At 50.3% G+C, this 12,576-nt stretch carries 10 protein-coding genes; 7 read left to right on the forward strand and 3 right to left on the reverse strand.

What is annotated here, in order from left to right; genetic code table 11:
* Positions 1-10: 10 nt before the first annotated feature.
* Positions 11-1,474 carry a flavin-containing monooxygenase gene (locus ACGHZ6_RS17130; protein ID WP_390615222.1) on the forward strand — a complete coding sequence of 488 codons (1,464 nt, stop codon included), beginning with the start codon at positions 11-13 and terminating at the stop codon, positions 1,472-1,474.
* Between the two features lie 47 nt (positions 1,475-1,521).
* On the opposite strand, the gene ACGHZ6_RS17135 is transcribed toward ACGHZ6_RS17130, so the two are convergent.
* Both ACGHZ6_RS17135 and ACGHZ6_RS17140 read right to left on the reverse strand, forming a co-directional pair.
* Positions 1,522-3,840 (reverse strand): methyl-accepting chemotaxis protein, encoded by a 2,319-nt coding sequence (locus tag ACGHZ6_RS17135; protein ID WP_390615223.1) that lies wholly within the window; start codon positions 3,838-3,840, stop codon positions 1,522-1,524.
* A 319-nt stretch (positions 3,841-4,159) separates the two neighbouring features.
* Entirely contained in the window at positions 4,160-4,345 is a 186-nt protein-coding gene (locus tag ACGHZ6_RS17140) for a hypothetical protein (protein WP_390615224.1), read from the reverse strand.
* A gap of 324 nt (positions 4,346-4,669) precedes the next feature.
* Between ACGHZ6_RS17140 and ACGHZ6_RS17145 the strand changes: the two genes are divergently transcribed.
* Complete coding sequence (locus ACGHZ6_RS17145) at positions 4,670-5,593, forward strand: DMT family transporter (protein WP_390615225.1); 924 nt, start codon at positions 4,670-4,672, stop codon at positions 5,591-5,593.
* A gap of 105 nt (positions 5,594-5,698) precedes the next feature.
* Here the strand turns inward: ACGHZ6_RS17145 and ACGHZ6_RS17150 are convergent, their stop codons facing one another.
* Positions 5,699-5,944, reverse strand: coding sequence for a CDGSH iron-sulfur domain-containing protein (locus ACGHZ6_RS17150; RefSeq protein ID WP_390615226.1), 246 nt, complete (start codon positions 5,942-5,944; stop codon positions 5,699-5,701).
* Positions 5,945-6,731: 787 nt separating this feature from the next.
* Here ACGHZ6_RS17150 and ACGHZ6_RS17155 point away from each other — a divergent pair.
* From ACGHZ6_RS17155 to ACGHZ6_RS17175, 5 genes are all read left to right on the forward strand, one after another.
* A complete protein-coding gene (locus ACGHZ6_RS17155) occupies positions 6,732-9,647 on the forward strand; it encodes a ribonucleoside-diphosphate reductase subunit alpha (protein WP_390615227.1) in 2,916 nt (971 codons plus the stop codon).
* Positions 9,648-9,737: 90 nt separating this feature from the next.
* A complete protein-coding gene (locus ACGHZ6_RS17160; RefSeq protein WP_390615228.1) occupies positions 9,738-10,997 on the forward strand; it encodes a ribonucleotide-diphosphate reductase subunit beta in 1,260 nt (419 codons plus the stop codon).
* Positions 10,998-11,238: 241 nt separating this feature from the next.
* Positions 11,239-11,463: a hypothetical protein gene (locus tag ACGHZ6_RS17165; protein ID WP_390615230.1), complete on the forward strand. Its 225-nt coding sequence runs from the start codon at positions 11,239-11,241 to the stop codon at positions 11,461-11,463.
* Positions 11,464-11,630: 167 nt separating this feature from the next.
* Entirely contained in the window at positions 11,631-12,041 is a 411-nt protein-coding gene (locus ACGHZ6_RS17170) for a hypothetical protein (RefSeq protein ID WP_390615232.1), read from the forward strand.
* A 35-nt stretch (positions 12,042-12,076) separates the two neighbouring features.
* On the forward strand, positions 12,077-12,571 hold the full coding sequence (locus ACGHZ6_RS17175) for a DUF6231 family protein (protein ID WP_390615233.1): 495 nt from the start codon (positions 12,077-12,079) through the stop codon (positions 12,569-12,571).
* Positions 12,572-12,576 lie beyond the last annotated feature (5 nt).

The raw sequence follows: 12,576 nt of genomic DNA on the forward strand, positions 1-12,576 counted from the left end.
GCAGGTAACAATGTCCAAAGATGTAAAGAAAATTGATGTCGCAGTAATCGGTGCTGGCTTTGGTGGTATCGGCGTGGGAATAGCCCTGAGAAAGAAAGGAATTGAGAACTTTGTTATCTTTGAAGGCGGGGATGAAGTTGGAGGTAGTTGGCTGACCAACCGCTACCCGGGATGCGCCTGCGATGTGCCTTCCCATCTGTACAGTTATTCATTTGCGCCTAACCCACGCTGGACCCAAGCCTATTCCAGCCACAGTGAAATTCATCAGTACATTATGGATTGTGCTGAAAAATTTGATCTGTACCGTCACATCGCCTTTAAAACCCCGGTAAGTGCAGCAAACTTTAATGCAGAAAAAGGCGTCTGGGAAATCACCACCAAAAACGGCGAACGCGTGAATGCCCGTGTTCTTATCCCTGCCACCGGCGCTTTGAGCCTTCCCAAATTCCCGGACATTGAAGGTCGAGAGTCCTTCAAAGGTGAACAGATACATGCCGCGAATTGGGACAACAGTATCAATCTACGAGGCAAGAGGGTTGCCGTTATTGGTACCGGTGCCAGTGCCGTTCAGGTAGTGCCTTCTATTGCCGCCGATGTCGAGCACCTGTATGTATTCCAGCGTACCGCCTCCTGGGTGCTACCGAAAATGAACCGCCAGTACTCTGAAGCGGAGAAGCGTACCTGGACTAGATATCCCATCACCCAGAAACTCAGCCGCTACTTTATTTACTGGACTATGGAAGTCGCTGCACCAGCACTCATCTGGTTTCCAAAGTTACTTAAGCTGGGGCAACTTGCCCATCGTCGCCATCTGCATAAAGCCATCCAGGATCCGGTTTTACGCGACAAGCTAACTCCCAGATATCAACTGGGCTGCAAGCGCGCATTGGTATCTGACGATTTTTACCCAACCTTTAATCGCAGCAATGTCACTCTGGTAACTGACGGTATCGAGAGCATGGACAGCACAGGTTTCAGTGTTGCCGGTGGTGATAAGATTGACGTCGATGTGGTGATTTACACAACAGGATATGAGACTGGCGAGCCGATGTTCCCGTTTACCATTCATGGCAAAAATGGCACCAACCTGACGGATTACTGGGCCGGACAACCCAAGGCCTATTACGGCATGAACGTTAGCGATTACCCGAATATGGGTTTAATTATGGGCCCTAATGCCGGCCCAGGTCATACATCAGTATTGATTTATCAGGAAGCCCAGTACAAATACCTGGCAAACTATGCCAAGCACATCATCGACAATGACATTAAGTCTCTGGATATCAAGAAAGCAGAAATGGATGGCATGTTCCAGTGGGCGCAAAAACGCATGAAAAACAGTACCTGGCTGTCAGGCTGTGCCAGTTGGTATCTCAATGAAGACGGTACCAACTCAACCATGTGGCCTGGCTTCAGTTTTGAATATCTGTGGCGTACCCGAAACTTAAATCTTGACGCTTACCATCAAAGCTGATCATTCCATCAGGGCTGATAACTTCAGCCCTGATATTCTCTGGGATATTACACCCGGTAATTCGCCACAACATCCTGTAACTGTTTGGCCAGTTGATCCAACTGGTCAGCATTACTCAACAAACGGCTGGAACGTTCTGAGTTCAATCCTGCCACTTCACTGATGGTTTCTGCATTGTGGCTAATTTCATCAACAACCGATGTTTGCTCTTCCGCTGCCGTTGCCACCTGAATGTTCATATCCGCAATACTGGACACCAGCTCTGCCACATGGCCAATGGATTCGGCAATATTTTGTGAGCCTGTTACAAACTCGGCGGTAATTTGTTTGTCTTTCTCCATCGCCGTTACCGCTTCCTGACTGCGCCCTTGCAAGCTGCTGATCATCTGATCAATCTCTGTGGTGGCAGACTGGGTACGCTGAGCCAGTTGGCGAACCTCATCGGCAACTACCGCAAATCCGCGCCCCTGCTCACCGGCACGCGCCGCTTCAATCGCAGCGTTTAACGCCAGTAAATTGGTTTGTTCAGCAATACCATTAATCACATCCAGTACCGCACCAATGCTTTCACTTTCCTTCGCCACCTGTTGTAACAGTTCAGATACATGCTCCATCTCTGTCGACAAGACTTCCGACATTTCGGAAGAATTCGCTGAGAGTTTTTGGGCCTGCTGCGCAGACTCCAGTGAATCACGGGTGTTATCCGCCGTGGTGGCGGCATTGCGGGCGACTTCCTGGGATGTAGATTGCATCTCAGTGGCGGCAGTGGCCACCATAGTCGACTCCTGCGCTTGTTGATCGGCAGCCTGGGCAATATCACCGGTCATCGCTTTAATATCTTCGGCATTACTGCTGAGCTTGTGTGTTGCCTCCAGTACCGAAGACAGATTATCCCTTAGACCGGAGACCAGGGTGTTTACCGATACGGCCAGCTCTTTTAATTCGTGATCACCTTCTTCGGGCAACTGCTCACGAAAATCCAAATCGCGCGCTACCTGTTGCACCCGATCGCTGACCAGCTGAATGGGGTTAGTAATAGAACGAGCAATCCAGATACCCAAGCCCACGGATAGAACCAATGCACCCATGGCAAAAATAAACACATTGACCTGCATACTGGATCGCAATATCGCAACCGGCTCCAACGCTTCCTCAACATCCACTTCACTGAGGATCACCCAATTCATGCCGGCGAAATCCAGTGGTGCAAATGCTGACATAACCTCGACATTGCGGTAATCGGTAAAGGTCAGGAAACCTTCACCAGCGGCAAGGGCATCATCCACCGCCGGAGAGTTAACCGGTAAAATTCCAGCCGTCGTATCATAGACATCAATCTGGGTAATCAGATCTTCATTGAATTCCAGGTCATAGAGTACGCCCAGAAAGCCTTCTTTATCTTCCTGGAACTGGCGCCGGTTATTGAGGATACGCCTGCGGCTATCCACCAGATACACCTCGGCACTTTCACCCATATCCTGGGCATCCCAATCGCCGTTAAAGGTCATTACCCGGTTAATCTCATCCACTGGCATTTGAAACACCAGAACACCCACCAAGGTGCCATCTTCATAAATGGGTGAAGAGGCAAACGCCGCTGCGGCTTCATAGGACGGGGTATAAGATTCAAACTGGGTAAAGTAGACCTGGCCAGCATTCAGCCCCTTGCCCTTTTGATAGGCTTCAGCCAAACCCGACTGACGGTAAGGGCCCGACACCAATGAGGTGGCAAAATCCAATTCTTTATAGACCGAATAAACGACATTACCGGAAGGGCTGACGATAAAAATATCGTAGTAACCAAAGCGCTGTAAAAAATCCCGCAGCGTACTGTGGTAACGCTCATGCATATCCTGGTATTCAGAACCGTCGTTGGGCAGAGTGAGTTTATCTTTTTCTCCCAGTGGATGCTGGTTATTACCTATATAGGCATCCTGCAGGGCGATGGCCGTATTGCTTAATTGCGAAAACAGCTGATCGGTATTGGCTGACTTGAGGTTACGCTCCTGATAGACCTCATCAAACTGTTCACTGTAGTAACGCTTCACTCGGGAGGAATCATAGCTAACCGCATTCTCTTCCAGTTGAGCCACGTAAACGTCATAGGTATCCGAGAATTCGCGGCTGGCTTCGCGCAACATAACACTTTGCGCCTGGGCTGCGACCTGCTCCTGAATATTCCTCAGGTAGCCTTCCACTTCACTTTTTTTCAGGTTGCGGCGTGAGACAAGGTTGGCCATCACTTCATCCTGAAGGGCCTCTTCGCTCAACTGGTAAGCTTGAATACCGACCACAGCACAGGCCAGCAGTAGGGGGATAACAGCCAGGCACACGGCATAGCTGGCAACACGTGTCTTCAAAAACATAACAGACCTATACTCTTGCTTTTCTTCTGTTTACGCCAATACCAAACAGCATAACCGTAACATCACAAGAATTATCGCCAGTTTGTCGTCTTTCTTTACCTTCTCTGTAAGTTTGTTGTGGCAGCTTGACAGGAATCAATCAATTAGCCCAAAAGAGAACCAAGGCGATCTGAATTTAACCTCTGCTTCCCTACCGGAATCACCTATAACACAGGGCATCAACCCTCGTAACTTCACCAGTGATTAATGTCAGTATAGCGTGGAAAATCCACGTCACCTCTTCTCCAGCAACCTATCAAACGGTTGTTTAAATTCGCACTTAATGAGCAGTGACTTTTTGCTTGCCACAGCGCTTGCACTTGTAGATGGTCACCAACTTGCCCTGCTTCACATCAAACTGCTTTTCTTGCACCACTTCCCACTTGTGAAAACCACTGCGGCACAGAGACTTGCCCTTGTGTTTCTCGGCGGCGGTCGGCCGCTTGAATTTAACAACATCACCCATACACAGATTCCCACAATTATTTTCCGGTTACCCCTTGACGGCAGTTACAGGAACAACCACACTCTCGACTCGTCTTATTAGACAATTGTAACGAATCTGGAATTTTATTGACCATGTTATTTCTGTGTACAGCACCAATTTATGCGATGCGTTGGGTCCGAGTGGCCAAACGTAGGCAGTGTGCTGTGTCTCTGAATTGACGGTAATCCAGTAACCGAATTTTTAAAGGCCGCAGCACAATCGCCGCGGCCTTTTTCGTTTTATCCCTTTCAAAACGTATCTGGCCCCGGTGGTTTTGCTGTCTATAACAGAGGAGCAAACCCCATGGCCATTGCAATCGCTTACGGCGTCCTGATTTTAATCTGGACCACTACACCTTTGGCTATCAACTTCAGTAATAGCGGCTTTAGTTTTATCGCCGCGGTTAGCGCACGCATGTGTCTGGCGCTGGTGATTGCCGTGGCGATTCTAATCCTATGGCGCCGAAAACTGCCGACCGACGATAAATCGCTGAAGAATTACTTTATCGCCTCGCTGGGCATATTCCCCTATATGCCACTGGTGTACTGGTCGGCGCAGTTTATTCCGTCAGGTTTACTGCCTGTGATTATGGGTATCAGCCCGTTTGTCACCGGTTTACTGAGCCTGATTATGCTAAAGGAAAACCCCTTTACCCTGCCGCGTATTATGGCGCTGCTGTTGGCATTGCTGGGGTTGGGTGTGATTCTGGCAGATCAACAACACCAGCCGGGTAATGCTGTGTTTGGTGTGATCGGCATGCTGAGCTCCTGTGTGTTGTTAGCCTGGAGCAGTATCTGGTTACAGCAACAGCAACATCACTTGCCACCGTTGGAACACACCACCGGCGCTTTGATGTTTGCAGTACCCAGTTTGATTGCCTGCTGGTATGGACTGGATGGCACACTGCCAGAGGTAGATACCAATATGGCAGCCGTGGGCAGTACCGTGTACCTGGCCACCTGCGGCACTTTATTGGGTTACAGCCTGTACTTCTATTTATTAAGGGAGTTAGGAGCGATGAGTATTTCGTTGATTACCCTGGTCACGCCTCTGCTGGCATTGTGGCTGGGCGCCCAGGTTGCACACGAACAGCTATCGCCACAGTTGTTAGCGGGTACGGGTTTGGTGTTGGGGGCGTTGGTGACCTACCACAGTGGGACCTTGCTAAAACCCCTGTTCCGCAGACAGAAAACCAACACGGATCAGGAAACGCTGGAGCTCACTTAGCGTTCGGGGTCAGACCCTGCGGGTCTGACCCCACGTAGTGGCACCTGAGTTGAGTGTTCTTAACTGGGGTACGACCCGCAGGGTCGGACCCCGACGGTGCCATCTCTAGAGTTTGTTGTGGGTACCGTCGCACAACGGTGCTTTGGCCGAGTGTTTACAGGCACAGAAAAACACGGTGCCGGTTTTATCGGCTGTGTATATCTTCGGCTCAAACTCCGTTCCTTTATGAGAACCATCACAGAAAGGCTGCTTTTTACTTAATCCACAGGCACACCACCAATACTTCTTGCCCTCTTTCACGTCGACGGCACAAGGGGTTTTGGCGGCGATGGTGGGTTTGGCCTTTGTCATTGTTACTCTCCCGTTAGGTGGGGTCGGACCCCGTCCGTCTTCAAATCAGACACTTAAAAGACAGCATAGATTGAATTGTGGATAGTCATTTTTAACCCCCTATATCTTGTGGATTTAAATTGGCCAAACACTACCTGTAGATTGGCCAAGCGCTGTTATAAAACCGCAACAAAAATGAAACGCTATAAATATCTATCCACAATAGAAAGAAAAATTATATCTGATCACTAAATAATCAGTGAATTTCCCAACCTAATAAGCACAAGCATCCGCAGATTAGTGGCTACTGACAAACGCTGTTACTCACATTTTATCCACAAGAAACCACCAGATTCATTGCCTTGCAAAAGACGCTAAACCGCATTATCTTGTATCCATTATCTGGCGCACCCCAAGATATAGGGGTTACGACAGAAACGGTACGGAAATTAAGGTTGGACTTACACAACGGCGTGTAAGCCACTGAAATTACTCAATTATTGCAAATGGATGGGCTGTTAGAGTGATCGGTTATAAAAAGAACAAGTGTCTAATCCGATATCACCTTCTGCGCTCTAAGAGTATTTCAGACCAGAGAGTTAACAACGTAACTCAGGCCGAACAAATTACTACCTTTTGCCAGCAACTGCCCTGGGGCTCTATATCACAACGGTGTGATTTAGATTCCGGTCTTGGGTGCTTTGGCCGTTGCTGATTGAAAGGTTGGGGATAAACCACATGGGATAACCCTTGTGGACGTAACAACATTTACACATTGACTTAAATCGCAAAGCACGCGGAGACGTACATGCACACAACAGACACTGGAGTGACTGCAGAAACCACCACAACCCCGGCGACCGAAGGCGCAAAAACCAGCGCTACTACGGTGTCCGCCACCACCCCTGGCCAGCTGCGCGTTATCAAGCGCAATGGCACCGTCGTACCTTACGACGAAGGCAAAATCGCTGTGGCAATGACAAAAGCCTTTTTGGCTGTTGAAGGGGGAACTGCTGCAGCCTCCAGTCGTGTCCACGAGACGGTTGCCGGTCTGACAGAACAAATCTCTGCGACCTTTAAACGCCGTATGCCTTCTGGCGGTACTATTCATATTGAAGACGTACAGGATCAGGTTGAACTGACCCTGATGCGTGGTGGCGAGCACAAGGTTGCCCGTGACTATGTACTCTACCGTGAAGAGCACGCCCGTCTGCGTGCCGATACCAAACAATCAGAAGCCGACAGCAAGTACCCAAGCGTTAAGGTAACCCTGGCCGATGGCAGCACTGCGCCACTGGATATGGCCCGCGTACGTACCATCGTTAGCGAAGCCTGCGCTGGCCTGACCGATGTGGATGCCGATGCAATCCTCGACGAAGCCATGCGTAACCTGTACGACGGTGTATCTCTGGATGATGTGAACACCTCGCTGGTGATCACCGCCCGTACCCTGGTAGAGAAAGAGCCTAACTACTCTTTCGCCACTGCCCGTCTGTTGCTGGACAAACTGCGTACCGAAGCCCTGAATCGTTTGGGTACTGCCACCAGCGCCACCCAAGAGGAAATGACTGAGGTTTATCCGAAAGCCTTTGCGTCCTACATCAAGCTGGGTGTACGCCTGGAGCTGCTGGCAGAAAACCTGCTGAGCTACGATCTGGAAAAACTGGGTCAGGCACTGCTGCCTGAGCGCGATCTGCAGTTTACCTACCTGGGTCTGCAAACCCTGTACGACCGCTACTTTATCCACACCGAAGAAGGCGTGCGTATCGAACTGCCACAGGTCTTCTTTATGCGTGTGGCCATGGGCCTAGCAATCGAAGAAGAGAACAAAGAAGAGCGCGCAATTGAGTTCTACCAGCTGCTGTCTTCTTTCGATTACATGAGCTCTACCCCAACCCTGTTTAACGCTGGCACCCTGCGTCCACAGCTGTCTTCCTGCTACCTGACGACCGTACCTGATGATCTGCACGGTATTTACGGCGCCATGCAAGACAACGCAATGCTGTCCAAGTGGGCCGGTGGTCTGGGTAACGACTGGACTCCTGTTCGCGGTCTGGGTTCCTATATTAAAGGCACCAACGGTAAATCCCAGGGTGTTGTACCTTTCCTGAAAGTCGCCAACGATACTGCCGTTGCCGTAAACCAGGGTGGTAAGCGTAAGGGTGCGGTATGTGCCTATCTGGAAACCTGGCACATCGATGTTGAGGAATTCCTCGACCTGCGTAAGAACACCGGTGACGACCGTCGTCGTACCCACGATATGAACACCGCCAACTGGGTGCCTGACCTGTTTATGAAGCGCGTCTTCGAAGACAAGGAATGGACCCTGTTCTCACCAAACGATGTACCTGATCTGCACGATCTGTACGGCACCGCGTTTGAAGAGCGCTACGCCGAGTACGAAGCCAAAGCGGCTGCCGGTGAGATTAAACTGGCCAAGAAAGTGAAAGCCGTTGACCTGTGGCGCAAGATGCTGGGCATGCTGTTTGAAACCGGCCACCCATGGATCACCTTTAAAGACAGCTGTAACCTGCGTAGCCCGCAGCAGCATGTTGGTGTTGTTCACAGCTCAAACCTGTGTACTGAAATTACGCTGAATACCAAAGCCAACGACGAAATCGCGGTATGTAACCTGGGTTCTGTGAACCTGGCACAACACGTTGTTGACGGTAAGCTGGATAACGCCAAGCTGGAAAAAACCATTAAAACCGCAGTACGTATGCTCGATAACGTTATCGACATTAACTACTACTCGGTTGAAGCGGCGCGTACCTCCAACATGCGCCACCGCCCTGTTGGTCTGGGTCTGATGGGCTTCCAGGATGCCATCTACAAGATGGGCATTGCCTACGGTTCCGATGAAGCCGTTGAGTTTGCCGATCGCTCCATGGAAGCCATCAGCTACCATGCGATCGAGTCTTCCAGTGAGCTGGCTGCCGAGCGTGGTGCCTACTCTACCTTTGAAGGTTCGCTGTGGGATCAGGGCATTCTGCCTATCGACTCCATCAAGAAGCTGGTGGAAAGCCGTGGCCCGAACTTTATTGAAGTTGACCGCAGCCAAACCCTGGATTGGGACGGCCTGCGTGCAAAAGTTAAGCAACAAGGTATGCGTAACTCCAACGTGATGGCGATTGCACCAACCGCAACCATTGCCAACATTACCGGTGTTTCCCAGTCGATCGAACCGACTTACCAAAACCTGTATGTGAAATCCAACCTGTCCGGTGAGTTCACCGTGGTTAACCCATACCTGGTTCACGACCTGAAAGATCGTGGTCTGTGGGACAGCGTGATGGTTAACGACCTGAAATACTACGAAGGTTCTGTACAGAAGATCGACCGCATCCCGGCCGACCTGAAAGCCAAGTACTCCACCGCGTTCGAAATCGAGCCGCGCTGGATTGTTGATGCCGCCAGCCGTCGTCAGAAGTGGATCGATCAGGCCCAGAGTTTGAATCTGTACATCGGCGAAGCTAACGGTAAGAAACTGGATATCACCTATCGCATGGCCTGGTTCCGTGGTCTGAAAACCACTTACTACCTGCGTGCTCTGGCAGCAACATCTACCGAGAAGTCCACCATTGAGACAGGTACGATGAATGCGGTATCAGCAACTGCACCTGCAGCAAGCAGCGCAGCAGCGGCACCTCAAGCGGCACCACAGGCAGCGCCTGTACCTAAGGCCTGCTCGCTGGATGATCCAGACTGTGAGGCGTGCCAATAAGGCACGCCTAGCTGGACTTTTGCCAAGCTTTTAGCCAAGACAAACCACGAATAACTACAAAAACAAAAACTCTGGAAGGACAAATAGACCATGTTGAGTTGGGACGAATATTCTGAAGAAGAAGTTGCACTCGCCCCGGTAGTTTCCTCTGCCCCTGCAGCGGAAGCACCTAAAGTAGAAGCCCCACAACAGGTTCAGAACCCTGCACCTGCGGCACCTGTTGCTGCAGAACCCGCCATGGACTCTGTACCACCGGCTGTCGATGTATTTAATGACGTTGACCTGAACGCCGAAGAGCTGGCCGCTGGCCTGGCCGATCTGAAAATGACCGGCACCCGTGTGCGCGCGGAAGACAAGCGCATCATTAACGGCAACAGCGATGTCAACCAGGTTGTCCCCATTAAATATGATTGGGCTTGGCAGAAATACCTGGACGGCAGCCAAAACCACTGGATGCCGCAGGAAATCAATATGGCCAAAGATGTGGCCATGTGGAAAAGTCAGGATGGTCTGAGTGACGACGAGCGCCGCATTGTGAAAATGGGCCTGGGTTACTTCTCTACCGCTGATACGGTTGTGGCCAATAACCTGCTGCTGTCTATCTACAAGCACATTACCGCACCGGAAGCTCGCTTCTACATCGGTCTGCAGTTCCGTGAAGAATTGATTCACGCTCACTCCTACCAGTACTGCATTGAGTCCATGGGTATGGACGAAAGTGAAATCTGGAACCTGTACCAGGAGCAACCCAGCGTTGCCCGTAAAGCAGCCTGGAGCCTGAAACACACCGAGACGATCAACCGTCCAGAATTCACAACCGGTACCAAGGAAGCTGACACCGAGTTTCTAAAGAACCTGATCAGCTACTACGTCGGCGCCGAGGGTATTTTCTTCTACTGTGGTTTTACCGCCATTCTGTCCATGGGTCGTCAGAACAAGATGACCGGTGTCGCCGAGCAGTTCCAGTACATTCTGCGTGACGAGTCCATGCACCTGAACTTCGGTATCGATTTGATCAACCAGATCAAATTGGAAAGCCCCGAGCTGTGGGATGCCGAAATGCAGGAAACCGCGCGCAAGATGATTGCCGAAGCGGTAATGCTGGAATCCGAGTTTGCCCGTGACATGATGCCACGCGGCGTACTGGGCATGAACTCCACCATGATGATCGAGTACCTGAAGTTTATCGGTAACCGTCGTCTGGCCCAGATCGGTTTGGCAGAAATGTGGCCGGGCATTCAAAACCCGTTCCCATGGATGAGTGAAATTATGGACCTGCGCAAAGAAAAGAACTTCTTTGAAACCAAGGTCACCGAGTACCAGCAATCAGGTGCACTGAGCTGGGACTAACACACAGGATTAAATGGGGCTGAGGTTCGAACACCCAAGCCCCGTTGTCGTTGATCCTAACAAGCGAAATTTGAAAGGCCTGCCCGTACAGGCAGCCTGGGTGCAAATTGCACTGTGCAAGTAACGCTGTGTCATTAACACTGGTCAACCTTTTGCGCTGACCAGCGTTAATAGACTGTTATACCTATTGCCACATAACAGTTTTAGACATTTTTGATGACGACAACCGAGGTGTTTACCTGTGAATAAAACCATTATCGATCAAGAAGATATTCTGCTGGCCCTTGATCAACTTACCCAGACCATGGAAGTCATGTCCAGGGTCGTCAATCGTTTAAAAATCGATCTCGAAAAACTCCCTAACTCAATCTCCAACTCAATCCCCAATTCGCCCCCCAACACTGCCTCTAAAAAATCGTCAAAGCGTGACGAAAAATTGTCGACTACGCCACAAAAAGTCCACTAAAAAACGTCGTTATTGCCCTGTGTTTTTAGCAAACCGGTCTACACTCTAGGTAGTGATACTTAGCCGTTAAGTGATCACACAGGGACCAATAACAAACACAGCAAGTGTAAGCAGATCAGTATTGCCAAGCTGCAATGCTGCAAGGGGTTGAGGTAAGGGGGTAACACGTGAATACGTGCACACAGGGATGGTTTCACCATATCAGTGAACCAGAGCAGTTCTATTCCAGCGGCCGCAATGGTCGTGAGAAATACAAGCAGGTCGCCCGCATTTTAAAATACCTGCGCGATGAGCTCCACGGAGCCGATCCAGTACTGGCAAAACCGACCAACAACATGATTGATCATCTGGTGTTTAACTGCCCTGCCCCTTTATTTAATAAGGGTGATTGGCAAACCATTATTCATCATGTACTGGAATTTTTACTCGAAGCCAGTGACAATGTCAGTCAACGAACACGCTATTTTACCCGCCAGGACGGCGTATCACCGTTGTTCCCCAACAACGACTTGTTCGATGAACACGATGTATTTTGTTTTTGCCGCGCCCTGCTGAACTATCTTGAGCAGGAATTATGATGTGAACAGGGACCGTAGCGGAACAGGAGTTAGAGTTGAGCAACGCAGTAGAACCACCTGACAGTCAAACACCCAGTACCGCCCTGCTGTCATTGCTGGAAGCCTCCAGCCCATCGAGTATCCTTCTGTGCAGTGCCGAACCGCTTGAAGCACTGCAGCACTACTGCCAGGAACACCACATCACTCTGCATGAAATTAACGACCTGCAAGCACTACAGGCATCACCGCCTTGTGACCTTGCCATTGTCAGTAATTTTTTAGAGCAGCAGGATAAAACCCAGGGTGTTCAACTATTAGCCAGCTTGCGCAATTACCACAGCCCCCACATCTGGCTGCTGGTCGAACCTGGCTCACAGTGGCAGTTCAATGATTTTATCGGCCTGGGGTTTAAACGCCTGCAGAAGTTCACTCAGACAGGCCGAGAACTGGAAAGCTATGGTTACCATATCGCCAATTACAACCGTAAGCGCAGCTGGAATAACCCCCAACACTGGGCCAACCCCGAAAACTGGGGCAAATACTGGTGGTAATTTTT

It is taken from the genome of Maricurvus nonylphenolicus, assembly GCF_042854845.1.
In the GTDB taxonomy this organism is placed as follows: domain Bacteria; phylum Pseudomonadota; class Gammaproteobacteria; order Pseudomonadales; family Cellvibrionaceae; genus Maricurvus; species Maricurvus nonylphenolicus.